The following is a 24,666-nucleotide window of genomic DNA, read 5'->3' as shown; positions in this document are numbered from 1 at the left end:
ATGAAAACCAAACTTAAAGGAAGATATGTAATCGGGTATGATGGGTGCGATCATGTCATTTTGGAAAACGCGGAGATCGTTTATGAAAAAGACACGATTTTGTATGTCGGAAAAAATTATCCAGAAGAAGTGGACGAGGTAATGGATGCCGGTAATGCGATTATCAGTCCCGGGTTCATAGATTTAAATGCATTAGGGGACATTGACCATGATATTTTACATTTTGAAGCCGGTGCCGACAGACAGAAAAACCTTCTTTGGTCGGAGAATTATATCAAAAGCGGACATCCCGAATTAATGACCAAGGAAGAAGAAGCTTTTAAATCACTATATGCTTATTCACAGCTCATACTGCATGGCGTGACGACGGCGATGCCCATTACTTCCGTCTTTTATAAAAGCTGGGCTGAAACCTATGATGAATTGGCAGCTGCCGCAGAACATGCCGCTGGCTTGGGGTTAAGGATTTACCTTGGCCCAAGTTTCCAATCAGGAATGAGAGCCGTCCAGCCTGACGGGAAAATCAAACTGCATTGGGATGAAAAAGCCGGTGAAGCGGGGTTACGGAAAGCGGTCGAGTTTGTGGAAAAGTTCGATGGAGCCCATGAAGGCATGGTCAGGGGGATGCTTGCTCCAGAACGGATTGAGTCTCAAACGGCCGATCAATTAAAACAGATTAAATATTACAGCGAAATATTGAATGTACCCATAAAGCTTCATGCTGCACAAGGAAGTTTTGAATTCAGCACCATCTGGGAAGCCCATCATGTTACACCGATCAGATATTTGTATGACCTTGCCTTTCTCGGTCCAAGAACAGGGATCCCGCACGCCCATTTTATTTCAGGATACAGCAAAGCGAAATATGGCGAGGGTGATGACTTGGCGCTGCTTGCGGAAACGAATACAACGGTGATCCATTGCCCGCTGATCATCGGGAGGCATGGGGAAGCTTTAGAATCTTTTGCCAAATATAAACGGGCTGGGATCAATATAGCCCTTGGAACGGACACATTCCCTCCTGATATGTTCCAGAACGTCAGGACAGGCAGCATGCTCTCACGGCTGGCGGCGGCAGGAGAAACGGAAGGCTCTGTCTATGCCGATTTCTTTCGGTCAGCCACACTGGATGCGGCCGCTTTTCTTGGCAGGAACGATCTAGGACGCATAGCTGCGGGGGCCAAGGCGGATATCATCGCGATTGACCTGGACGGTTTCCATATGGGGGTAATCGATGATCCGATTCGAACCATGTTCGCAAGCGGATCCGGGAGGGACGTTAAATTATCGATCATCAATGGAAAGGTGGTCATGAAGGATCAAAAAATCCCCGACCTTGATTTAACGGAAATCAAATATATGGGGCAGCAATATTTCAATAAGATGAGAAGAGGCTATATGGAAAGGGACTATCAGGAGCTTCCCGAGAATGAATTGTTTAAGCCATCATTCAAGGTCGTTGAATCGGTAAGCGCTACAGAAGCCATTTGTGAAAACAAGTAAAGAAAATGAAAAACATAGTAAAGATATTCGAAAAAAATAGTCAGAATATTTCCTATAATTAGATAAATGTTCGAAAAATGAAATTGGGAGGTAGAAGACCATGGGGGTAAAACGTGGGGCAGGAAAGCTTTTTCTAGTCATGATCATGGCTATCATCATTACGGGCTGTTCTTCTAACAATGACGTAAGCACAACAGAAAGTGATCCGAACAGAGCATCAAACGAAGGGGGTACATTGGTCATTGCCCGCCTATCCGACGCTGAGAATTTGGATCAGCAGTTCATGTCCACGATTAACGCCGCTAGCGTCACTCACCATAAAATCTATGAAGGTCTTGTACAGCGGGATGAGAATAGTGAGATACAGCCAATGCTAGCAGAAAAATGGAAGCAAATAAATGACACGACCTGGGAATTCAAGCTTAGGGAAGATGTAAAGTTTCATGATGGCACACCATTTAATGCAGATGCGGTAAAGAAGACGTTTGATCGGCTATTGGATCCGGCGGTCGCTTCTCCCAGAGCGGTGGTATTCGATATGGTGAAAGAGGTGAAACCGGTTGATGAATTTACCGTGCAATTCATCCTGAAGGAGCCTTTTTCCCCTCTCCTTTCCATATTGGCGAATCACGAGGGGGGAATCATCAGTCCGAAAACGATTGAAAAGTACGGCAAAAAGATTATCCAGGAACCGAATGGAACCGGTCCTTTCGCTTTTGATTCATGGTCCCCAGGCCAGGAAATCACATTGACGAAAAACGACAGCTATTGGGGAGACGAGCCAAAAGTGGACAAGGTCATCTTCAAGGTCGTCCCGGAAGACTCCACGAGGATATCGATGATAGAAACCGGTGAAGCGCATATCGCCGAGCCGCTTCCTGTAGCGGTCATGGACCAGGTGGAATCATCACCGGCAATGGATGTTTACCGCAGTGAAGGGTATGGTACCGAATATTTAGGATTTAATGTCAATAATGAACCGTTCAATGATGAAAGGGTCCGTAAAGCCATTGCCCATGCCATTGAGATGGACTCGATTATCAAGGGTGTCTTCAATAATGTGGGAGTAAAGGCGAACTCCTTGATGGGCTCTAAAGTATTCGGGTACAACGAAGATCTCGAAGCCTATGATTACAACTTAAAGGAAGCAAAGAAACTGATGGCCGAAGCTGGATATTCAAAAGGCTTGGATGCGACCATCCTGACAATGGATAGTAAAGAAAGAGTCAACTTGGCTGAGGTCCTGCAATCCCAACTGAAAGGGATCGGGATTAATTTGAAAGTACAGGTCATGGAGTACGGTTCGTTCGTGGAACAAGTGAATAAAGGACAATCGGAAATGTTCATCATCAGTTGGAGAAACGCGACAGGAGATGCTGATTATAATCAATATAACCTTTTTCATACGGAATCACAGGGAGCGGCAGGTAACACATTCTTTTACAGCAATCAAAAGGTTGATCGTTTAATAGATGCCGCCAGGAAGGAAAAAGAAGAAGGGAAACGCAAAGAACTATACGCAGAGGCACAGGAAATCGAAATGGCTGACACCCCGTACATCCCTGTAAGGGTCATAGAAAATGTTGCTGCAGTCGCCAAAGAAGTAAAAGGATTTTCAATCAGCCCTTCAGGTTACCTGGAGATAAATGAAGTAACGATCAAGTGATGCAGTGTGTAGAGGAAAGGGGTTCGGAGTCCGAAGAATGATTCTTTCTTGTAATCCTCATTGGAAGAGATTTGCGACACTCCTTCCGAATTACTGGCTAGCCGAGACCCCACAGGCGCTTGCTTTGATGCGGCTTGGCAGACAGTCGGCGGAAAGGGATTTTAAAGCAAAGTTGATTGGAACGGGTGTACGAGACTCCTGCGGGAAAAGCGCGTCCAAGGGAGACCCCACAGGCGCAAAGACGCCGAGGGCGGACCGCCCGCGGAAAGCGAGTGCCCTACGTTTCAATCAACGTCTATAAAAGAAAGACAGTCGATCTCTGAAATCAATTGAACGTTTCAAATACTGCAGGCAAACTGAGTTTTCATCGAGTTGTCTTCAGTCTGAAAGGGTTCATCCATTAGGGTGAGCCTTTTTCTTTGGAACAATAAGTAAAAATAACATAAAAACGAGTAAAAATACTGAAATTATTTGTTGATCTTTAAAACTATAATGAAAGTGATGCATAGTCAATCTGGAATGAAAGGGTGAGTGTAATGTCTCAATCGTATTGGTTAACGAATGTCCGCTTGGAAAATGGTTTTATTTATAATGAAAATGAAACGATCACCGGCACGGAAACCGGCAATTACCACATCAAGATTGAAAGTGGGAAAATTTCTTCCATTTTATCGGCGAAGGAATCGATAACGGATCAGGATCCGCAGCATGATGTTCACGGTCTCCTGATGGTTCCCTCGTTTAAGGAAATGCATATCCACATTGATAAAACGTACTATGGCGGTCCGTGGAAGGCTTGCATGCCTGCCATTAATGGCGTGAAAACCCGGATAGAGGAAGAGCAGGTCTTGCTGCCCGAATTATTGCCTACCGCAAAAGTAAGAGCAGAGAAAATGCTCGATTTATTATTGAACTTCGGATCTACCCATATACGCACACATTGCAACATCGACCCCGTCATCGGACTGAAGAACTTGGAAGCGACCATTCAGGCACTGGAAGGCTATAAGGATAAATTGACATATGAAATCGTCGCATTCCCACAGCATGGACTTTTACGCAGCGATTCCGTTCGGTTAATAAGGGAGGCCATGAAGAATGGGGCGAATCTGGTAGGAGGCGTGGACCCCGCCACCATTGATGAAAACATAGAGCGGTCCTTAGAAACGATCATGGATATCGCGGTTGAATCCAATTCCGATATCGATGTCCATTTACATGATCCGGATCACCTTGGTCTCTTCACCATGCAGCGACTTGCTTCACTGACGGAAGACGCAGGCTGGCAAGGAAGGGTCACGGTTAGCCACGCCAGCGGGTTGGCAGATCTTTCAGTCCCGGAGGCTACGGGCATAGCCGAAAGGTTTTCGGAAACAGGAATATCGATTACATCCACAGTGCCCATCTTCAGAACGATCCCCATCCCCCTGCTTCATGAAAAAGGGGTGAAAGTGGAATTGGGTAATGACAGCATCACTGATCATTGGACACCATTTGGGATCGGGGACAATCTGGAAAAGGCCGGTCGCCTTGCAGAGAGGTTTCGCATGATTGATGAACGTTCCTTAGCGAAAAGCCTGCAATTCATAACAGGAGGGAAGACCCCATTAAACCAAGACGGGGTCAAGGCATGGCCTAATGTCGGGGATGAGGCGAATATCGTTTTGCTTGAAGCCAGCTGTTCAGCGGAAGCGGTGGCTAGAAGGGCGAAGCGTGCTGCTGTCATCTTCAGGGGCAATGTTGTTAGCGGATCCATTTCATCTTTTGAGACGACAGGTGTTTAATCTTTTAATAAAGAGAGTGATTGGATGAATGAAGCATACTGGCTTACAAACGTTACGCTTGATAGTGGATTTGTTTTTGAGAATGAACGGATTGATCGGACGAAAACAGCTACATACAACATGTATATAAAAAATGGGATCATAGAGGATTTGCAATTGGCTTCAACTATGCCTTTGAAAACGGATGGTCCTGTTCACGACGCGAGAAAGCTGCTTGCACTTCCTCCTTTTAAAGAGATGCATAACCATCTCGACAAGACTTATTTAGGACTGCCATGGAAATCATGCACTCCGGTTCCGAGCTTAATCGAACGCTTAAAATTAGAAGCAAAAGAGCTTGCAGAACTGGCTGAAACTGGACAGCTCCGGGCTGAACGGATGCTTCAACTATTGTTAAGCGGCGGGGCAACGCATGTAAGGACGCATGTAAATATCGATCCATACATTGGTATGAAGAACTTGGAAGAGATTCAACGTGCCCTATATCGTTTCAAAGGGAAAGTGACATACGAGATCGTGGCTTTCCCGCAGCACGGACTGCTAAGAACGAATTCAAAAGGGTTGATGAGACAAGCAATGAAAGAAGGGGCATCCTTGGTGGGCGGCCTGGATCCTGGCGGGGTGGATAATAATATAGAAGCTTCCCTGTATGAAATGGTAGATTTGGCTGTTGAATTTGATGCAGATATTGATATTCATATACATGATCCAGGTCACCTTGGTTTATATACGATCAAGAAACTGGCTTCTTTGATCGATGAAGCAGGCTGGAAAAACAGAGCGGCCATCAGTCATGCTTTTGCACTTGGTGATGTTTCAATAGGAGAATCGAATGAACTGGCCAGTGAATTATCAAACCTGGGGCTAGCGATCATGTCTACAGTTCCGATCAACCGGGTCATGCCCCCGATTGATTCACTGCATGAGAAAGGTGTCCATGTTGCTCTCGGTTGCGATGGCTTTTACGACTCCTGGTCCCCATTCGGTACTGGGGATATGCTGGAAAAGGCAGGCCGATTGGCTGAGAGGTACAACTGGAAGGACGAGTATGCATTGTCTCAATCGCTCCAATTCATTACGGGCGGAGTCAAGACATTGGACGATGAAGGAAATCGTTTATGGCCGAAAGCGGGAAATGACGCAACTATGGTTTTTGTGGATGCATCATGTGCTGCCGAAGCAGTTGCCAGGAGATCGACGCGGGCTGCGGTCATGGTCGATGGAAATGTGGTTTACGGCGGACTTGATCGCGAATTTGCCTTGAAGTCGAATTGAAGATATGGTTCAAGAAGGGAGAAGATCATGAATAGAATCTATTGGTTAAAGAATGTTCGTTTGGAATGTGGTTATCGGAAAGAGAATGAAAGAGTTACAGGAACGATCACCGGGTTATTTCATCTGTTGCTGGAGGATGGCAGGATCACGAAGATTGTCAAAGATGGGGAAGCCGTACGTGATGATTTACCAGTGGAAGATGCAAAAGGATTGCTGGCTGTACCATCCTTCATTGAAAAGCATGTCCATCTTGATAAGACACTGATGGGGGATGTTTGGAGAGCGTGCACTCCTTCTTCAAGTGTCATTGAACGCTTTGAAAATGAGAAGAGGGTTCTGCCTTCCATTGCAACAAGTACATGTAAACGTGCAGAATCTTTACTGGAAATCCTGTTAGCTTCCGGCTCTGCACATATTCGGACTCATGTTGATATCTATCAGGAAGCGGGCTTGCAAAACTTAGAGCAAGTTCAGCAGGCGCTTGCTGGCTATTCCAATCGACTCAGTTCAGAAATCGTCGCATTTGCGCAGCACGGTTTGCTGCGGTCCGGCTCTGTCAAGCTTGTCAGGGAGGCATTGCGGAACGGAGCAGGAATCGTCGGGGCGGTGGATCCGGCCACAGTCGATAACAATATTGAAGCATCGCTCGTGCAATTGATGGATTTAGCAGTGGAAGCTAATGCTGATGTGGACTTGCATTTACATGATCCCGGCCATCTGGGCACGTTCACCATGAAACGTTTGGCAGCTCTGACCAAGCAAGCGGGCTGGGAAGGAAGGGTGGCATTAAGCCATGCGTTCGGCATCGGGGACGTATCCAGGGAAGAAGCCTATGAACTGGCTGACATTCTTAGGGAGGCGGGGATTTCCATCGTCACCAGTGTCCCGATCAACAGGCAGATGCCCCCTGTTGATTTATTGCATGAAAGAGGGGTTGAAGTATCAGTAGGAAATGATAATATCTTTGATGTATGGTCACCTCTTGGGAATGGTGACATCTTGGAGAGGGCAGGAAGGCTCGCAGAACGTTTCAAATGGATTGATGAAGTCTCGCTTTCCCGGACACTCGGATATATAACTGGCGGAAAAACCCCATTGGATGATAAGGGTAACCAGGCATGGCCGAAAGTTGGGGATGCCGGAAGTCTGGTGTTAATTGACGCAAGCTGTTCTGCAGAGGCAGTTGCCAGGCGTTCGGAACGTAAAGCGGTCATTTACAAGGGGAACTTGGTTTCCGGTTCACTATATAAACAAAAGCAGTCCATTGAACGGTAGGACTGAACCAAAAAAGGATTTCTGGATATTTCCGGATTTCCTTTTTCGTTTTTGGCGGCTTCCGTGTACTTTTATTTACATCTGTTATATGCTGTGGAAGTGATTTTTTTTGGCTATATGAATTAGCCCCCCCAACTTTATCATTATTATATTTTAAAACGCTCTGCTTGCCTGCCTTGCATCCTTTATCCAAGCAAACAAATTAGCGGGGAGACGCAGTCTTTGTTACTATTAATGGGAACGTTATCATTTCTCATGCATCTGCAAAGGTCATATGACATAAATCATGTGTCCAGCCATGCAGCAGCGGACCATCCGGGACCGCGTCTATTAACATGGTGCTGTCCTTTCGCCATTTTCAAGGGAAGGACAAGTGAAGTTCACCATGAGTTTGAAAAGTATCATGTTCAAAGGAGATGGAATCTATGAAAAGTTGGAGATCTTCTGTGACTCTATTTTCTTCTTTTCAATGGTTGTTTTTTATTTTTGCAAATACGGTAGTTGTGCCCATATCGATTGGCGCAGCTTTTGATCTTCCTCCCGATGTTACGGAAATGACCATGAGAAGCTCGCTCATTTTCACGGGGATCGCTTGCGTGTTTCAGGGGTGGAAGGGGCATAAGTATCCGCTTATGGAAGGTCACTCCGGTCTATTGTGGGGAGTGATGCTTAATTTAGGTTTATCTGCACCATCCATAGGTCTCGGTTATGCTGAGATAGGAGGGGGCATAGCTACTGGCCTCATTGCCGCTGGTGTCGTGACCCTCATTATTTCTGCCTTCAACCTGATATCTCATGTCCAGAAGATTTTCACTCCCATGGTCATGACGGTTTATTTATTCCTTTTGACGTTCCAGCTCATTTTTGTCTTCTTTAAGGGGATGCTGGGGATTACGGAGAATGGCGAAATCAACATCCCGGTCAGTTTCCTATCAGTGGGGATTGTACTTCTAGTCAGTATATTAAAAATAAAAGGACCAAGGACAATAAGCAATTTCTCCATATTGATCGGGATTATAGTGGGATGGATTTTTTACGAGCTGCTATTTCCGGAGGCCGGGGGGGAAATGGGATCGACGAGTGCCGCTTTTTCATTTTTCCCATTAGGTGCTCCAAACCTTCAATTCGGGATCATAGCGATTTCCTTTTTTGCAGGATTGCTGAATTTGTGCAACACGTTCGCTTCCATTCAGGCTGCATCGGAATTAATCGGTGATGAAGCTGAACACAAGCAGTATCGAAATTCTTTATTCATGACTGGCGGATTTACCATTTTCGCTCCGCTGCTTGGCCTTGTTCCGTATACACCTTTTACTTCATCGATTGGATTTTTGCAGAGCACTCAAATCTATGAGCGGAAGCCCTTCTTGCTTGGAGGCATGTTATTGACCATAATCGGGCTCATTCCTCCTTTCATTTCTTTCCTGGCCACGATGCCGATAACAGTCGGGAATGCAGTATTGTTCGTTGCGTACCTTCAGCTGTTCGGTACGGCTTTCAACAGCGTCAAGGGTCAGAATTTCACTTCAGACACGATATTCAGGCTTGCCGTACCAGTATTGATTGGCGTGAGTTTGATGAATGTCCTGCCTGCTGCATTTTCGAACCTGCCCGCGCTATTACAGCCCTTTTTGACGAATGGGCTCATAATGGGAGTATTGATATCAATCGTGCTGGAAAAATCGGTCAACTGGACTCGTTATGAACAACTGCATAACTAATGGGACTTTGATTGAAAAGGCTATACATAAAGGGAAACGACAATGCTAATTGAAGAGGCGATCATGAAAACCGGAAGGGTATTACCCTTCCGGTTTTCTGTTTTTTCATGGGTCTTTTAATGGGAAATGGGCGTTGTAATCAGTAGCAATACCCACTCCCTTTACATATTTTGTTGGAGGGAATACTTGACGTGGTGTTAATTCCCTGACCATTTCGTTCTGGCTTCCCTTTCTAATCTAAGCTCTACCTTATAAATAATAACGGAGGTTATATAAGATGTATGAATTTCAAAATCAATTGCAAAATCTGAATGTCGATGATTTCCAGGTGACTCAGCCAGTTCCTTGGGAGCAAAACCAGTATAGTTTGGATGATTCGTCTCGCCAATTCATTGGTGTGGGCGGCTTTGGTTGTTTTGGCTGTTTCTTGTGCTTCGGTTGCTTTGGTTGCGGCGGTCGCTGTGGACGCTGTGGTGGATGCGGACGTTGCGGCGGGTGCGGCGGTCGTTGCGGACGTTGCGGACGTTGCGGCGGTTAAGGTTTCAGGTCTTCTAAAGAAAAGTCCCTGCGGTGCTGAACTGTGCCCCATTTTACGGACAGTATAAAAAAGTGCCTAAGCGGCTAATAAATGGTCCCGGTATTGTACCGGGGCCATTTTCTTTAGCCCCCATTGATAACGATGATCATTATATTCTTCAATAACTCGATCAACTTCTTCCTTCACATCCGTTAAATGAGTACATGTTTTATATTCTGCCAAATCCTTAAAGTGGCCAAAGAAACTTTCCATTGGCGCATTATCCCAACAGTTTCCCTTGCGGGACATGGATTGGGTTATCCCAAGTTCCTTCACTTTGCGCTGAAATAGCGGATGGGTGTAATGGAACCCCTGGTCAGAATGAAGGATTGCATTCGGATGGAACTTGTGACACACAGCCTGCTTTAGCTTACTTAAAGTCTCGTAAACGATATCCATTTCTAATGAAGTGGATAAATGGTACGTAACGATTTCTTTTGTCGCGGCATCTTTTACGCAGGATAAATACGCTTTTTGGCCTTTCCCATAATAAAGATAGGTAATGTCAGTAAGCAGGACCTTGCCTGGCTCCTCCTGATTGAATTCACGATCAAGGAGGTTTGGACAAGTAAGGTGCTCCTTGGTTGCTTTGGCCATCTTCCGATATGGGTTGGCCCTTCTGATTTTCGCTAGGAGATTATATTTTGTCATCAACCGCCTGATTTTTTTATGATTCATTACCGCTGAGTAGTCATTCTCCATAATCATTTTGATTTGGAGGGCGCCTACTTTTTCCTTTTTACTGATGAAAATATTTCTAATCAATTCTATGTCCAATTCATCCTGTTCTTCACGAAGCTCACGGTAAGGAGCTGCCTTTAACCAATCATAGTAGCCACTTCGACTTACACCAGCCAACTTGCATAGATAGGAAACAGCCTTCTTTAATTGGTGTATTCTGATTGTCCTTTCAATTAGATAGAACTTCTCAGCAACAGTTAGAATCATTTCTTTTTCAGAGCCTGCCTTTCTAGCTCTTCCAGCTTTTTTAGGAAGTCATTTTCTGCTTCAAGGAATTTGATTCTCGCCTCGGCCTTCCTAAGTTGGTCCTCTACAGACTGTGGCTTAGAAGTGGGGCGTCCTGTACTTCCTTTTCCACGGCGTTCCGTAAGGAAGCCTTCCTCACCAAACCTTTCAAAGGTACTACGCCAGCGCTGTAGACAACGTTTAGGTTGTTTCTTTCCAATTATTTCGAGATTAAATCCCTGGTCAATGAAAATTTGAGAGGGGGATTTCCCCTTTTTATAATCCTTAACAGCTTTTGTCTTAAATTCCGGACTATAGGAAATAGATCGCTCGGAAGCACTAATGATATTTGGATTCTTTTCAAGTTCTTTAATCTGAAATTCAGTATATATATTCTTACTCATAGAAACCCTCCGTCCATACTCATTACATCTATTGAAACATAAAAAAACCCGGATAAGGGACACTTTTTTATGTGTGTCCGTTATCCGGGGTATAGTTCAGTGCAGCAGGGACTTTTCTTTATGGCATTAGACATAAGAGACAAATTGTCGTACATAGGATTGAAGTGAAGTACTGTGCTAAAAGCGGTACTTAGAATGCATCGGGTTAGGAGGAGCGGAATGGTGAATTTAACCCCTTCTATGCGTTTGAAAGTGAAAAGGGATACGTTTTTTCTTCCGGAACCAAACAGAGGTGTGTATTTCAGGAATAACGTAAGTTCGTTCCGTATGGAGGGCACCTCGATCGTTCAGTGGATTGAAAAGTTATTGCCGATGTTCAACGGGAACCATACATTAAGCGAGTTGACGGATGGATTGCCTGACCCATACCGGAAGCGGGTGATGGAAATCGCCGAGGTTTTGTACGGGAATGGGTTTGTTCGGGATGTAAGCCAGGACAGTCCCCATCAATTAAGGGAACAAGTTCTTGAAAGGTATGCTTCGCAAATCGAATTCCTGGAAAGCTGCGGCGATTCGGGGGCTCACCGTTTTGAAACTTATCGAAAGAAAAAGGTGTTGGCCATAGGCTCTGGCCCCTTGTTCCTTTCATTGGTGTCCTCCCTGATCGAATCCGGATTGCCTGCTTTCCATATCTTCATTACGGACACGGTACCGACCAATAGAAAAAGATTGAACGAGATCGTGGCACATGCCCGTAAGACAGACGACGAGGTTGCCATAGAGGAGGTCATGCTTGAAAAGGGAAATGAGATTGAATGGCGGGAGATCGTGCGGCCTTTTGACTCGATCTTATATGTGTCACAGGAGGGTGATATAGAGGAATTAAGAGAACTTCATTCGGTTTGCAGGCAAGGGGAAAAGATCCTGTTTCCTGCGGTGATCATCAATCAAGCAGGCATGGCTGGACCGCTCATCCATCCGGATTCCAAGGGGTGCTGGGAGTCAGCGTGGCATCGTTTACATCAAGCTGAGCTGGAAAAGAATCAGGCATCATCTTCTTTTTCCGCCACAGCCGGAGCGATGTTAGCCAATATCATGGTATTCGAATGGTTTAAAGACGCTGCAGGCGTTATGACAGCAGAACAAGCCAATCAATTTTATCTGTTGGATATGGATACATTGGAGGGAAAATGGCATCCGTTCATTCCCCACCCTGGCGTGACGGGTAAAGGGACTGCTGCATGGATTGAAGATTTTGAACGGCGGCTTGAACAGAAAGCGGACCAGAATGATCCGGGGAAAGTGTTTATGTATTTCAGCCGGTTGACATCCGCGGAATCCGGTATCTTTCATCGTTGGGATGAGGGGGATTTAAAACAGCTGCCGCTGGCTCAATGCCGCGTTCAGGTCGTGGATCCGCTATCGTCCGGTCCGGCCGGACTCCTGCCCGAAATCATCCGTTCAGATCTGACGCATGAGGAAGCGAGGAGGGAAACCGGTCTTGCAGGAGTTGAAGCATATGCATCCAGAACACTCAGCCAGCTCGTTGCGACTCTTCCTCCGCTTAAGGGAGCAGATAAAATAAAGGAATCGATCGGTGTCGGAGCAGGGGAAACATTTGCTGAATGTGTCTGCCGTGGACTGCAAAGCAGTTTGGATACAGAGTTTTTAAATAAGCGATTCAACCAAGAGAAACTTGTGACGGTGCAATTGGCTCAAGTGGAAGATGAGCGCTGCAGGTATTATCTACAAGCGTTGACCCGGCTGCAGGGAGATCCGATCATCGCCTTGGGTGAGGGAGTGTCAGGCTTCCCGGTAGTTTGGGCAGGAACGAGCGATGGCTGGTCCGGCGCTGTCGGTTTGAATGTAACGATCGCATTACGGAACGCATTGCAAAAGGCCGTCATGAAAGTCCAAAACCAGACCGTTTGCTTAACAGCTCCAGGTTTAGTGGCATCACCTGTTCTTGAAGAAGAAAAGGTGGATCTTGTGATTCCTTCATGCGGGGTGAAAGGTAATTCCGAACTGGTACTGTCCGCCATTCATGTTTTGAAGAAGAACAGTAAGCGAATTCACGTTTTCGAAATGGATCTGGAACCTTTCTTGAAGGAAGAAATGGCAGGAGTGTTCGGGGTGTTTTTGCGAGAGGAGGAATCAGGGTGAAAACTGACGTATTGCTTGTCGGGGAAGGAGTGTTGGCCGACCATGTTCATGGGGACCTGTCTGGACAATATCAGGTGAATCGCCAAACCGATTTCGAGGCAGGAATCCCGCAAACCACGGCGATGGTCCTTCTGCTGCAAGATGCTTGGAATCCCGCTGTCCATATAAAGGCGGAAGTGGTGATAAGGCAAGCGGGCATTCCATGGCTGAGGGGGTTCGTATCATTTGGAGAGGGAGTGGTAGGGCCGTTGGTGCACCCTGGTGTTCCTGGCTGCTCACAGTGTGCGGACCAAAGGCATCTCATGGCCGGGCGTGATCGAAAAGAAATGTGGGGAATCCGCCAGCAGCTGGAGGAAAATGGGGGGATGGAGCGTGATCCGGCGGCATCCCGCACTGGCCTTTTACAGATGGCCCACTTGATTTGTGCAGAGGTAAGGAAGGTGATGAAAGGAGAGCGCGCCCGTTCGGAAGGGCATGTATCTTTAATCAATCTGAAAACGCTGAATGGTTCTTGGCATTCCTTTTTACCAGATCCATTGTGTCCGGTTTGCTCAACATTACCTGATGACTCGAAGGAGCGTGCAAGAATTTCGTTGCAGCCAAGTCCGAAAGTCAGCCCCGACAGTTACCGAACCCGTTCAATGGATGAGCTGAATGAAGTGCTGGCCAAGGATTACTTGGACCACCGCACAGGATTCCTGAATAATAAAATGATAGACCTTGTACCGCCATTTGCCGATGTAAGTGTTAATTTGCCTTTGTTCATAGGCGATGAGGGGGCGGCTGGCCGGACTCTCTCATATGCGGTCAGTGAGATGACGGCCATATTGGAGGGATTGGAAAGGTATTGCGGAATGGAGCCCCGCGGTAAACGGACAGTCATACATGACAGCTACAACAACCTGAAAGATTCTGCGCTCGACCCCACCAGGATCGGGGTGCACTCGAAGGAAAATTACGCACAGCATGATTTCCCGTTTCAACCGTTTAATCCCGACCGCTCAATAGATTGGGTATGGGGCCACTCATTCTTGCAAGAGAGGCCGATCTTGGTCCCGGAATTGCTTTCCTATTACAGCTTGGGCTGCGGTCATGGATTTGTCTATGAAACTTCCAATGGCTGTGCTTTAGGGGGAAGTTTGGAGGAGGCCATTTTCTACGGCATCATGGAAGTGGTCGAACGTGATTCGTTCCTGCTGACCTGGTATGCGCAGCTGCCACTCACACGCCTTGACCCTTATTCTGCAAATGACAAAGAACTTGAGCTGATGATTGACAGGGCGAGGGCGGCAGCGGGATATGACATCCATTTGTTTAATGCGACAATGGAACATGGTATACCGAGCGTATGGGCGCTGGCGAAAAACAGGAAACAAAAAGGATTGAATATCATCTGTGCGGCAGGGGCCCATCTCGACCCGGTCCGGGCTGTGAAAAGCGCAGTCTTCGAGTTGGCCGGCATGATGCTGACACTTGACGATAAATTGGAAGAGAACCGGGATGAGGTTGAGAAAATGCTGCAGGATTCCTCACTGGTACGGAAAATGGATGATCATGGCATGCTGTACGGTTTACCGCAAGCCGAAGAGCGACTGCAGTTTCTGCTGGATGATGACCGCCCGATGAGAACTTTCGCTGAAGAATATGGGGAAAAGGTGAACCATCCGGATTTGACGGAAGATTTGCAGGAAATCCTTCAGCAGTTTCGCCGATTGCAACTCGAGGTGATTGTGGTGGATCAGACGACACCGGAGATTGCACGGAATGGATTACATTGCGTGAAAGTCCTGATCCCGGGGATGCTGCCGATGACATTCGGCCATCATCTTACCCGCATAACGGGGCTTGAGAGAATACTGCGGGTTCCGATGGAACTTGGATATGCTGAACGGCCGCTTGATTTCGAACAGCTCAATCCGCATCCGCATCCTTTTCCATAAGCGGTGACGTAGGAGGTTGGAGGATGAGTCTAGAGGCATTTTTGCACAATTTACATTTTGATATCGAAAAGGCAAGTCCGCCGGATTGGGAAGTGGATTGGGATGATGCACCGCTAACGTATAAGCTTTACCGTGACTTGCCTGTTTTTCCGCTATCACTGGAGGTGCCGCTGACGCTCGAGGGGGGAAGCGGGCCTTCAAAGCAGGACCTCGAAGGAATCGGTCATTTCCTCTGGTATGCCTATGGCCTGACCCAAGTCAGTCAGGTACCGAGATCCTCGGAATCTGAGGACCTCATGCAGTCATTCCGGCGCTTTCCGCCATCAGGGGGGGCTTTGTATCCAAGCGAATTGTACGTATATTTGAAGATCGAGGGATTACCTGCTGGCGTATACCATTATGATGCGGCACACCACCGGCTGGTTTTGCTGCGGGAAGGGAATTTCGATTCATATGTAACAAAGGCTCTTGGTGGAACCATTGATATGTCCGCTTCCTTTGGCACGGTTTTCGTATCGACGATGTTTTGGAAAAACTTCTACAAATATAATAACTTTTCATACCGTCTGCAAGGTCTTGATGCAGGGGTGCTTCTTGGACAGTTGCTCGAAGTGGCGAAACGCTTTGGAATCGCTGCCGGGGTGTGCTTCCAATTCCTTGATCGGGCCATCAATCATCTGCTCGGGCTTTCGGAGGACGAAGAGAGCACGTATGCGGCGATCCCCTTATCGGCAGAGCCTTCTTGGAGATTTAAGGAAGTAAGGAGTATGGAACGACCTGTCACTTCTACGGAATTATTGCTGGAATTGAAGGGAATTCAGCCTGAACACTATGTTCGGTCGCAAAGGATCAAGGAATTTCCGATGCTGACCAAAATGAATGAAGCATCCATGATCGAATCCACCCAATCATTCCGGCGGATCCATCCAAAGAATGGGACGGAGTCAGAAGGGAAAATTATAGCCCTTCCTATCGTGAAACGGTTGTCCTATGACTTGGCATCAGTTTGCCGGAAGCGCTTCTCACCTGAAATGGACTTTGTACTCGGGAAAGTCAGTCAATCGCAACTGGCCGTTCTCCTGCAGGAAGCAACCGCTTCGTTCTCCTATCGAAATGACTTGGATGGAACAAACGGGAACAACGGAAATCGCGTTTCCCTCTATGCTTGTTTATATAATGTGGAAGACATACAAGATGGGGCCTACCATTATGACAGCACCACACATTCATTACGGCAAATACAACCAGGAGATCATCGGCTCCTATTGCAATACGGAATGTCCCTCGATATCATGAACTTTCAGCAAGTGCCGATCTGCATACATGTAGTTGGTGAGCGGGACCATTCCAAAACGCAACTTGGATATAGAGGATACCGGATCCAGCAAATGGAGGCGGGGATGCTCGTTCAGAAATTACTGCTGGCATCGTCAGCCCTTGGAATGAATGGGCACCCGCTGCTCGGCTTTGATGTGAATATATGTGATGAGCTTTATAAGATAGACGGTCCGCAAAGGAAAACGAGCCTGATTCAAATCCCTATCGGACACTTTCTGAATCGCCCTTGGCTGAAGGGGAGTCTGCATAGTTGAAGAAGATGAAACGAAAGTCTCCATTTCATTTAAGGAATGGAGGCTTTCATTTTTATATTGCAGTATGGCAGAGTGCAATAATCGCTGCTGAAGATTATACTGAATGAATAAGTAGATAAAGTATTAATGCAGTACGCTTTTAACTAAACATTTTAAAGGATGTAGCTTATGGAATGGAAAACGGACAGAAAATCCAAGAAGCCTTTATATAAACAAATAGCCGCTTACATCGAGAGTGGCATAGCTGATGGAACGTTCCTATTGGATAAGCCGTTACCGTCTGAACGCTTCCTGGCAAGTGAACTGGGAGTTAACAGAAGCACAGTTGTTGCGGCTTATGATGAATTGGAAGCAAATGGGCTGGTTGAACGAAAAAAAGGAAGCGGAACGATGATCAGCAAAGATATCTGGGGAATTACCCGAAAACGTATCCCTAGCTGGAATAGATATATCGAAGCGGGTTCTTTTTTGCCCAATATGCCAGTAACCCAAAAAATACGTAAAGAGACGGAAGGGCATAACCTTATTAACTTAGCTAGCGGGGAGCTTTCAGAAGACTTATTTCCAGTCCAATCCTTACGTGAGATCATTTCCAATAGATCCTTCATTGGTAGCTTAGGTTATGATCACCCTCAAGGCAATGCGGTTTTAAGGGAAACGATAGCCAATCATGTTAAACAGTATAGGAGAATTGACACGGATCCATCTTCTATACTCATTACTTCTGGTGCACAGCAAGCCCTGCATCTGGTAGTCCAATGCTTGTTAAAGCCAGGGGAAGCCGTTGTATTGGAAGATCCATCATATAGTTACAACCTTCCCATCTTTCAATCCGCGGGGCTAAGAACCTTTCCTTTGCCGGTTGATAAAGATGGCATCAACCCAGAGGATTTACTGGAACTCCATAAAAAACATCGGATCAGGATGATTTTTTTGAACCCTATATTTCAAAACCCTACAGGAACTGTCCTTCATATCAACCGTCGTAAAAGGATTCTTGAGCTTTCATCCGAATATGGAATACCGGTCATAGAAGACGATCCTTATAGTTTAACGTCCTTTGCCGGGGAAGAAATTTCCACTCTTAAATCGATGGACAACAACGGAAATGTTTTATACATAAGCTCTTTGTCAAAAATTGTTGCTTCCGGTTTAAGAATTGGGTGGATCATTGGACCGAAATCAGTCATAGATAGACTATCGGATGCTAAGCAGCAGGTTGACTTCGGTCATGGCTCATTCACTCAATGGATAGCGAATGATTTTTTGGATTCAGATTATTTTCCTGCCCATCTTGCCGGCTTAAGGGCGCAACTGGAAAAAAGAAGGGATGCAATGGTTTCGAGTCTTCAACAATTCCTGCAAAAGGAAGTAGATTATCATTCGCCAAATGGCGGAATTCATTTGTGGTGTAAGCTGAAAGTGCCATTGAACGAAATAGAGTTACTGGAGGAATCCATCAAAAGAGGAGTCATATATGTTCCGGGTTCTACGCTAGGTACAAATAAGGAATACGTACGCTTTACATTTGGAAGGGAAAATGAGGATTCCATTCACGAAGGCATCAAAAGGTTTGCGGAGGCGGTAAAAAGTTTATAATCATATGATTCCAGACTGTAGACAAACTTGATGAAAACCAGTTTCATACGTTCTTTTCTAAATAAATATCCAGCTTGATTTCAGAAATCCGCTCCCTTTCCGCCGACTGTCTGCCAAGCCTCCTCGACGCAAGCGTCTGTGGGGTCTCGGCTAGCCAGTAATTCGGCAGGAGTGTCGCAAATTTCTTCAATCCAATAAGTATTTCAGGAAAAAAACATGAAGGGTAAATCCTGAGATATTCCGAAATCTCCTTTTGTTAACAAACTCGAAGAAAACCAGTTTCATACGTTCTTTTCTAAATAAATATCCAGCTTGATTTCAGAAATCCGCTCCCTTTCCGCCGACTGTCTGCCAAGCCTCCTCGACGAAAGCGTCTGTGGGGTCTCGGCTAGCCAGTAATTCGGCAGGAGTGTCGCAAATTTCTTCCATCCAATAAGTGTTACAGGAAAAAACATGAAGGGTAAATCCTGAGATATTCCGAAATCTCCTTTTGTTAACAAACTCGAAGAAAACCAGTTTCATACGTTCTTTTCTAAATAAATATCCAGCTTGATTTCAGAAATCCGCTCCCTTACCGCCGACTGTCTGCCAAGCCTCCTCGACGCAAGCGTCTGTGGGGTCTCGGCTAGCCAGTAATTCGGCAGGAGTGTCGCAAATTTCTTCCATCCAATAAGTATTTCAGGAAAAAAACATGAAGGGTAAATCCTGAGATATTCCGAAATCTCCTTTTGTTAACAAACTCGAAGAAAACCAGTTTCATACGTTCTTTTCTAAATAAATATCCAGCTTGATTTCAGAAATCCGCTCCCTTTCCGCCGACTGTCTGCCAAGCCTCCTCGACGCAAGCCTCCTCGACGCAAGCGTCTGTGGGGTCTCGGCAAGCCAGTAATTCGGCAGGAGTGTCGCAAATTTCTTCAATCCAATAAGTATTTCAGGAAAAAAACATGAAGGGTAAATCCTGAGATATTCCGAAATCTCCTTTTGTTAACAAACTCGAAGAAAACCAGTTTCATACGTTCTTTTCTAAATAAATATCCAGCTTGATTTCAGAAATCCGCTCCCTTTCCGCCGACTGTCTGCCAAGCCTCCTCGACGGAAGCGTCTGTGGGGTCTCGGCTAGCCAGTAATTCGGCAGGAGTGTCGCAAATTTCTTCCATCCATTAAGGAGTACAGGAGAAAAAAAATGAAGGATAAGCTAGTCTTAAAGAGTGTTTGGAATAAGACGAGCCAACAGTTACTTCTTTTAAAACACAAAGTTGATTGGAACGGAAGGTACGAGACTCCTGCGGGAAAAGCGTGGCATGGGAGACCCCGCAGGCGCGCCGAGGAGGCTCCCGCCCGCCCGCGGAAAGCGAGTGCCTGGAGTGGAAATCAACATCTGAAAATTGTAACCATATCCGAGGGGTGAAGTTCTTTTTCGAGGATGCAAGTTAGGCATGAGTTCCTGCAATCCGCGGTATCTTAGCAATTTCTTCAGTGGCGCTTTGCGCTTTTCTATGGATATTTGCGAGAGAAACAAAAAGTGGATGGTGGAAATTTTACTGAATTGGATGGTCCTAAAAATGGTTGTTCTTTTATTATAGAGGGGAAGGGTTTTACTAATATATTTACTCAGTAAACACAAAGAGCGATCTACCTGTCATTTTGACATGCAAATTAGGTGCGATCTTCATGAAGTTACACTGCGAAATGCGATGAGAATCGGAAGGATTTTAAATGGTTCAAGGAAATAGAAAATAATATTGGGAGGCGTTGATTCATGACGGTAAGTGTAATAGCAGTGGTGGTCATTTGTTTAGTTGCCCTGGTCGGCACCCTTTCATTAACGGGGAAAAGTGATAGTGATTATTCTGCAGCAACGAGAGGGAATTTATTGAACCTTAGTTATATTTATATCGGTCTCGCCCTAATATTAACTGTGGGCATCATCTACTTCGTAATAAAATCAGCCTAAGATACCGTGATGATTTTATAATAGCCTATCAAAATGAATGGAAATGTGAATTTGTTCACAAATGTGTCGAAAATATGAACGAAAAGAATCTGATCGATACCTGGAAACAATACCTTTGTAAGCTGAGTGAACAATCCTTTCGACATAATTATGGATGAAAAAAATATAGATGAATCATTAAATAATAGAGTAGCGGAGATGATCAAATATGACATGGCCAGTATTGATTTTGACAATTATCTTAAGTTTGCTTAAATTATTAGTTACGTGTCTTCCAACCGATGCCGTGAATTGGATTATGAGTAAATTTAAAATACATTCTGAAATTAGTGACGCGGATGCAATCGTGACCTTTGATGGAAAGCGTTTGGAGGGTGAAGATAAAGTTCAAGTGCTTCATTATTTTAACGAAGCTAAGTTTTTGAAAAAAAATCATATATTTCCCGGGAACGAGAAATTGTTTTTACATCCAGAGAACAGCGGGACTCCCATTATAATGGATGTAAAAAGAGGGAAAAACGATGTTAGATTATATGTGTACATATACAACGACCATGTGGACGTAGTCAAACAGTACAAGAATAAAGTAGTGGCGTATAGTCTTCTTTCCGAGAGCCTCCAAGAACGTTCCATGCCAGTAATAAGGAATTTAGTTTAAAAGGAATAAAAGTGAACTGCACCCCAATTGGAGATGCAGTTTTTTTATGAAGAATAACGACAAGGACTATTGCACAAGGTTCAGCTAAGCAAGCAAACTGATAACTTTCAGATGCCGAAAGTCAGTCGGTCTCGGTTAATACCTTTAAAGTCTTTTCCCTGATGCTTATCCGGTTTTTATAATCTTTAGCTACCAACTCTGTATATAATAAATCAAAAAGCAAAAGGAGCGGAAGCAATGGAGAGATGTTTTGTCCCATATGCATGCTGTTTTTGCTTGTGACCAATAGTGTTAGGTCGCCAAGCTGGGAGAGTGCGGAATTCTTATCTCCAGTAAAGACCAAGATGCATGCGCCTTGCTTCTTTGCGATTTTAACTGCAGAAATCACTTCTTTCGTCGTTCCGGAAATGGAAATGCCGATGACAACACTATTCTCGTTACTTAAAGCTGCATCCATCATGGACTGATGGGGGTCTGTAATGGCTTCGACAGTTAAGCCGATACGAAAGAACTTGGACTTGAACTCCTGGGCCGCTATACCAGAACTCCCTATTCCATATACATGAATCTTATTTGCCTTTGTAAGGAAAGAGACAGCTTTTTGGATATTGTCATATGTCGTTATATGAAAGGTATTATCAATGATACCTAAGTGATCTTGATACAGTTTAGCGAAATAATCCACCTGCTTGATGTTCTTCATGTTTTTCGGCGTATTTCGGAGATCGACGAACCTTTTTAACTCATGCCTGAACTCATTAAACCCAGAAAAGGCTAATTTCTGGCAGAAACGCGTAATGGTTGCAGGTGAAATATGGAGCTTTTTAGCTATTTGACTGATCGTTAACTGACTTACTTCTTCAGGGCGCTGCAGAATATAATGGGCCAATTCTTCCTCTGTTTTGGTGAACTTGTCCATGCTGCACTCTATGCCGTATATGAGGTTTTCTGCTAGGTATTCCATTTGATCACCCATTTCGGATTTCTTATCTGTATTTATAGTTTAATGTATCCAGCAGGGACGTCAATAACCGGAGGAACGGAAACAGGAATATGAAAAAAGAAAAGACCCAAACTGTTGTTGCCAGTCTGGGTCTTTTCATTACTATGTGCCATGTTCTATTCTTGGATGGCATCGACGAATCTTTTGGTGATTTGCTGCGGCCTGGTAATGGCACCGCCCACCACTACTGCATGGACGTTCATATCCAATACAGAGCGGGCGATTTCTGGTGTGATGACATTTCCTTCCGCGATCACTTTCGCTTTTTTCACTGCTTTTACAATCTCTTTGAGCACAGCATAGTCATCCTGATATATTTTCTCTCCGAGAGTTTCGTTCGTATAGCCGTATAAAGTGGGCGCCACAATATCGAATCCTAAATCGTCAGCGTATTTGGCTTCCTCAATGGTGGATACATCCGCCATTAGCAGGACATCCGGATATTTTGCCCTTATTTCACCATAAAACTGCTTTAACGTTTTACCGTCCGGCCTTACACGGGCTGTAGCATCCGTCGCAATGATTTCCGCTTTGGTTTCCATCAATGCATCGATTTCGGTCATGGTGGGAGTGATATAGACATCGTTTCGTCCATACACCTGTTTAATGATCCCTATGACTGGAAGGTCCACATTTTTCTTGATTTCCATTATGTCAGCTACAGAGTTTGCGCGAATGCACTTCGCACCGCCTTCTTTGGCAGCAATGGCCATGCGTCCCATAATAAAAGAGCTGTGCAGCGGCTCATTCTCCAATGCTTGACATGATACAATTAAGCCCTTGTGAATTTTATCCAGCACCTGTTGCATGTTTAACACGTCCTTATCGTTGTCTATATTCTCAATGTCCCAAGAATTCTTCCACTTCATTTTTGATGATCGTCACTTGGGGACCGTAAACTATTTGAATGCCGTTTCCTTTTTTTACGACACCTTTTGAACCGGTTTGTTTTATGACGTCTTCTTTCACCAATGTTTCGTCCTTTACCGTGACACGGAGACGGGTTGCACAGCAATCGACGATCTCGATATTTTCCTGTCCGCCCAATCCGTTAACGATGGTCTGGGTTCTTTCTGATGCCGTTACTTGTGTAACAGCGGCCTGTTCATCATCTTCACGGCCAACCACTTTCAAATTCTTCTTCCTGATCAAGAATTTAAAAGTGAAGTAGTATAGGAAAAACCACGGAATGCCGACGAAAAGTACATAAATCCAGTTTGTTTTACTGATGCCTTGGAGTATCCCGAATAAAGTAAAATCAATGAATCCTCCAGAAAAGGTTTGACCGATCGTGATATTGAATATATCTGCCATCATGAAGGCAAGTCCGTCAAACAAGGCATGAAAAACATAAAGGATCGGTGCGACAAATAAGAAACTGAATTCAAGCGGTTCGGTGATGCCTGTTAAGAAAGAGGTCAAGGCAGCTGAAAGCAGCAAACCGGCCACGACTTTCTTATTTTTAGGTTTAGCGCAATGGTAAATGGCCAATGCCGCGCCAGGCAGACCAAACATCATCGTGATGAACCGTCCCGACATGAACCGGGAAACACCCTCATAATATTTGACGGTAGTTGGGTCGGCCAATTGTGCAAAGAAGATGTTCTGGGTCCCGCTGACAAGCTGCCCTTTAATTTCCATCGTTCCGCCTAAAGCTGTCTGCCAGAAGGGAAGGTAGAAAATATGGTGCAGCCCTAACGGCCCGAGCATCCGTAATATGAATCCGTAAAAGAAAGTCCCGATCGTACCTGTGCTCGTTACCAGCGCACCTAATTGGTTTATGAAAAGTTGGAAATAAGGCCATACGATAAAAAGCACGGCTCCAACCAAGATGGATGCGAAGGAAACGATGATGGGAATGAAACGGGAACCCCCGAAAAATCCTAACACTTGCGGAAGCTGAATTTTATTATATTTATTGTGCAAAAGTGCGGCAACGATCCCTACTACGATACCGCCGAACACACCGGTCTCCAGTGTCTGGATCCCGACCGCCATTCCTTGTCCGGCACCTGCCAAATTCTCTTTGGCAAGTTCCCCGGTTATTTGAAGCAGTGCATTGATTGAACTGTTCATGACGAAATAGCCGATCATGGCGGCCAATGCAGCGGTCCCTTTATCCGAACGTGCCAGGCCTACTGCAACACCTACGGCAAAAATAACCGGCAAGTTGCCGAATACGATGCTTCCTGCAGAACTCATGATCGTGAAAATGGCCTGCAGCCAAGCAAAGTCTAAAAATGGATAAGCCTCAACTGTATTTGGATTGGAAAGAGCACCGCCAATTCCCAGCAATAAACCGGCCGCTGGCAAAACGGCAATCGGGAGCATAAAAGATTTACCGAATTGTTGCGCTTTCTCGAAAGCTTTCTTCATAAATATTCCTCCCTCATTTAACGAGCCTTTGATACTCTTTATTTTTTATCGCTCTATACTAGCTATATTAAATCCCTTTGAGAGCGTTTTCAATGCGATGCAAGGTTATATCAACTGTTTTCAATCTTGTGCCTATTTCACTGAAAAAGTTTTCAATAATAGAAGGTGCTGGATTGGATAAAAAGTTATATGAATATATTGAAATCTTTA

General features: G+C 45.2%; 20 protein-coding genes. 15 read left to right on the top strand and 5 right to left on the bottom strand.

What is annotated here, in order from left to right; translation table 11 throughout:
• The 9 genes from AC0VX1_RS21600 (at position 1) to AC0VX1_RS21560 (ending at position 9,762) form a co-directional block, all read left to right on the top strand.
• Positions 1-1,503, top strand: coding sequence for a chlorohydrolase family protein (locus AC0VX1_RS21600; protein WP_475468903.1), 1,503 nt, complete (start codon positions 1-3; stop codon positions 1,501-1,503).
• A 100-nt stretch (positions 1,504-1,603) separates the two neighbouring features.
• The gene (locus tag AC0VX1_RS21595) at positions 1,604-3,169 is read left to right on the top strand and encodes a glutathione ABC transporter substrate-binding protein (RefSeq protein WP_413009104.1); all 1,566 of its coding nucleotides are present in this window, start codon (positions 1,604-1,606) and stop codon (positions 3,167-3,169) included.
• Between the two features lie 37 nt (positions 3,170-3,206).
• Complete coding sequence (locus AC0VX1_RS21590; RefSeq protein ID WP_475468901.1) at positions 3,207-3,470, top strand: hypothetical protein; 264 nt, start codon at positions 3,207-3,209, stop codon at positions 3,468-3,470.
• A gap of 235 nt (positions 3,471-3,705) precedes the next feature.
• Positions 3,706-4,953, top strand: coding sequence for an amidohydrolase family protein (locus AC0VX1_RS21585; protein ID WP_475468899.1), 1,248 nt, complete (start codon positions 3,706-3,708; stop codon positions 4,951-4,953).
• Between the two features lie 24 nt (positions 4,954-4,977).
• Complete coding sequence (locus AC0VX1_RS21580; protein ID WP_475468897.1) at positions 4,978-6,228, top strand: amidohydrolase family protein; 1,251 nt, start codon at positions 4,978-4,980, stop codon at positions 6,226-6,228.
• Between the two features lie 27 nt (positions 6,229-6,255).
• Positions 6,256-7,503, top strand: coding sequence for an amidohydrolase (locus tag AC0VX1_RS21575; protein WP_475468895.1), 1,248 nt, complete (start codon positions 6,256-6,258; stop codon positions 7,501-7,503).
• Positions 7,504-7,725: 222 nt separating this feature from the next.
• Positions 7,726-7,932 (top strand): hypothetical protein, encoded by a 207-nt coding sequence (locus tag AC0VX1_RS21570; RefSeq protein ID WP_475468893.1) that lies wholly within the window; start codon positions 7,726-7,728, stop codon positions 7,930-7,932.
• Positions 7,929-9,224 (top strand): uracil/xanthine transporter, encoded by a 1,296-nt coding sequence (locus tag AC0VX1_RS21565; RefSeq protein WP_475468891.1) that lies wholly within the window; start codon positions 7,929-7,931, stop codon positions 9,222-9,224. The genes AC0VX1_RS21570 and AC0VX1_RS21565 overlap by 4 nt, the downstream gene beginning before the upstream one ends.
• Positions 9,225-9,501: 277 nt before the next feature.
• On the top strand, positions 9,502-9,762 hold the full coding sequence (locus AC0VX1_RS21560) for a heterocycloanthracin/sonorensin family bacteriocin (protein ID WP_328144357.1): 261 nt from the start codon (positions 9,502-9,504) through the stop codon (positions 9,760-9,762).
• Positions 9,763-9,837: 75 nt separating this feature from the next.
• On the opposite strand, the gene AC0VX1_RS21555 is transcribed toward AC0VX1_RS21560, so the two are convergent.
• A protein-coding gene (locus AC0VX1_RS21555) for an IS3 family transposase (RefSeq protein WP_475468889.1) occupies positions 9,838-11,171 on the bottom strand; the annotation gives its coding sequence in 2 pieces (ribosomal slippage) (positions 9,838-10,799 and positions 10,799-11,171; 1,335 coding nt in all).
• Between the two features lie 219 nt (positions 11,172-11,390).
• On the opposite strand from AC0VX1_RS21555, the gene AC0VX1_RS21550 reads away from it, so the two are divergent.
• The 4 genes from AC0VX1_RS21550 (at position 11,391) to pdxR (ending at position 18,465) form a co-directional block, all read left to right on the top strand.
• Positions 11,391-13,334, top strand: a complete 1,944-nt coding sequence (locus AC0VX1_RS21550; protein ID WP_475468887.1) for a putative thiazole-containing bacteriocin maturation protein — start codon at positions 11,391-11,393, stop codon at positions 13,332-13,334.
• Positions 13,331-15,274: a TOMM precursor leader peptide-binding protein gene (locus AC0VX1_RS21545; protein ID WP_475468885.1), complete on the top strand. Its 1,944-nt coding sequence runs from the start codon at positions 13,331-13,333 to the stop codon at positions 15,272-15,274. Before AC0VX1_RS21550 ends, AC0VX1_RS21545 begins: the two co-directional genes overlap by 4 nt.
• 23 nt (positions 15,275-15,297) lie before the next feature.
• The gene (locus tag AC0VX1_RS21540) at positions 15,298-16,866 is read left to right on the top strand and encodes a SagB family peptide dehydrogenase (RefSeq protein WP_475468883.1); all 1,569 of its coding nucleotides are present in this window, start codon (positions 15,298-15,300) and stop codon (positions 16,864-16,866) included.
• Between the two features lie 168 nt (positions 16,867-17,034).
• Positions 17,035-18,465, top strand: coding sequence for a MocR-like pyridoxine biosynthesis transcription factor PdxR (gene pdxR, locus AC0VX1_RS21535; protein ID WP_475468881.1), 1,431 nt, complete (start codon positions 17,035-17,037; stop codon positions 18,463-18,465).
• A 281-nt stretch (positions 18,466-18,746) separates the two neighbouring features.
• Here the strand turns inward: pdxR and AC0VX1_RS21530 are convergent, their stop codons facing one another.
• A complete protein-coding gene (locus AC0VX1_RS21530) occupies positions 18,747-18,920 on the bottom strand; it encodes a hypothetical protein (protein ID WP_475468879.1) in 174 nt (57 codons plus the stop codon).
• 1,304 nt (positions 18,921-20,224) lie between these two features.
• Between AC0VX1_RS21530 and AC0VX1_RS21525 the strand changes: the two genes are divergently transcribed.
• Both AC0VX1_RS21525 and AC0VX1_RS21520 read left to right on the top strand, forming a co-directional pair.
• Positions 20,225-20,419, top strand: coding sequence for a hypothetical protein (locus tag AC0VX1_RS21525; protein WP_063575181.1), 195 nt, complete (start codon positions 20,225-20,227; stop codon positions 20,417-20,419).
• 208 nt (positions 20,420-20,627) lie between these two features.
• Positions 20,628-21,077: a YfmQ family protein gene (locus tag AC0VX1_RS21520; protein WP_427602463.1), complete on the top strand. Its 450-nt coding sequence runs from the start codon at positions 20,628-20,630 to the stop codon at positions 21,075-21,077.
• 121 nt (positions 21,078-21,198) lie between these two features.
• Here the strand turns inward: AC0VX1_RS21520 and AC0VX1_RS21515 are convergent, their stop codons facing one another.
• The 3 genes from AC0VX1_RS21515 to AC0VX1_RS21505 all read right to left on the bottom strand — a co-directional run bounded on the left by AC0VX1_RS21515 (position 21,199) and on the right by AC0VX1_RS21505 (position 24,456).
• Positions 21,199-22,053: a MurR/RpiR family transcriptional regulator gene (locus AC0VX1_RS21515; RefSeq protein ID WP_230136805.1), complete on the bottom strand. Its 855-nt coding sequence runs from the start codon at positions 22,051-22,053 to the stop codon at positions 21,199-21,201.
• Between the two features lie 143 nt (positions 22,054-22,196).
• Positions 22,197-22,889: an N-acetylmannosamine-6-phosphate 2-epimerase gene (locus AC0VX1_RS21510; RefSeq protein WP_475468876.1), complete on the bottom strand. Its 693-nt coding sequence runs from the start codon at positions 22,887-22,889 to the stop codon at positions 22,197-22,199.
• A gap of 31 nt (positions 22,890-22,920) precedes the next feature.
• Positions 22,921-24,456 carry a maltose/glucose-specific PTS transporter subunit IIC gene (locus AC0VX1_RS21505; protein ID WP_057278334.1) on the bottom strand — a complete coding sequence of 512 codons (1,536 nt, stop codon included), beginning with the start codon at positions 24,454-24,456 and terminating at the stop codon, positions 22,921-22,923.
• Positions 24,457-24,666: the final 210 nt, after the last annotated feature.

It is taken from the genome of Peribacillus sp. QJM3NY_7 (assembly GCF_056173225.1).
Note: the sequence above shows the minus strand (reverse complement) of the source record. Positions and strands in the feature narration are given on the sequence as shown.

Coding starts and splice junctions, on each gene's coding strand:
- AC0VX1_RS21600 (WP_475468903.1), top strand. CDS start 1: ATGAAAACCAAACTTAAAGGAAGATATGTAATCGGGTATGATGGGTGC.
- AC0VX1_RS21595 (WP_413009104.1), top strand. CDS start 1,604: ATGGGGGTAAAACGTGGGGCAGGAAAGCTTTTTCTAGTCATGATCATG.
- AC0VX1_RS21590 (WP_475468901.1), top strand. CDS start 3,207: ATGATTCTTTCTTGTAATCCTCATTGGAAGAGATTTGCGACACTCCTT.
- AC0VX1_RS21585 (WP_475468899.1), top strand. CDS start 3,706: ATGTCTCAATCGTATTGGTTAACGAATGTCCGCTTGGAAAATGGTTTT.
- AC0VX1_RS21580 (WP_475468897.1), top strand. CDS start 4,978: ATGAATGAAGCATACTGGCTTACAAACGTTACGCTTGATAGTGGATTT.
- AC0VX1_RS21575 (WP_475468895.1), top strand. CDS start 6,256: ATGAATAGAATCTATTGGTTAAAGAATGTTCGTTTGGAATGTGGTTAT.
- AC0VX1_RS21565 (WP_475468891.1), top strand. CDS start 7,929: ATGAAAAGTTGGAGATCTTCTGTGACTCTATTTTCTTCTTTTCAATGG.
- AC0VX1_RS21560 (WP_328144357.1), top strand. CDS start 9,502: ATGTATGAATTTCAAAATCAATTGCAAAATCTGAATGTCGATGATTTC.
- AC0VX1_RS21550 (WP_475468887.1), top strand. CDS start 11,391: ATGGTGAATTTAACCCCTTCTATGCGTTTGAAAGTGAAAAGGGATACG.
- AC0VX1_RS21540 (WP_475468883.1), top strand. CDS start 15,298: ATGAGTCTAGAGGCATTTTTGCACAATTTACATTTTGATATCGAAAAG.
- pdxR (WP_475468881.1), top strand. CDS start 17,035: ATGGAATGGAAAACGGACAGAAAATCCAAGAAGCCTTTATATAAACAA.
- AC0VX1_RS21530 (WP_475468879.1), bottom strand. CDS start 18,920: ATGTTTTTTCCTGTAACACTTATTGGATGGAAGAAATTTGCGACACTC.
- AC0VX1_RS21525 (WP_063575181.1), top strand. CDS start 20,225: ATGACGGTAAGTGTAATAGCAGTGGTGGTCATTTGTTTAGTTGCCCTG.
- AC0VX1_RS21520 (WP_427602463.1), top strand. CDS start 20,628: ATGACATGGCCAGTATTGATTTTGACAATTATCTTAAGTTTGCTTAAA.
- AC0VX1_RS21515 (WP_230136805.1), bottom strand. CDS start 22,053: ATGGGTGATCAAATGGAATACCTAGCAGAAAACCTCATATACGGCATA.
- AC0VX1_RS21510 (WP_475468876.1), bottom strand. CDS start 22,889: ATGCAACAGGTGCTGGATAAAATTCACAAGGGCTTAATTGTATCATGT.
- AC0VX1_RS21505 (WP_057278334.1), bottom strand. CDS start 24,456: ATGAAGAAAGCTTTCGAGAAAGCGCAACAATTCGGTAAATCTTTTATG.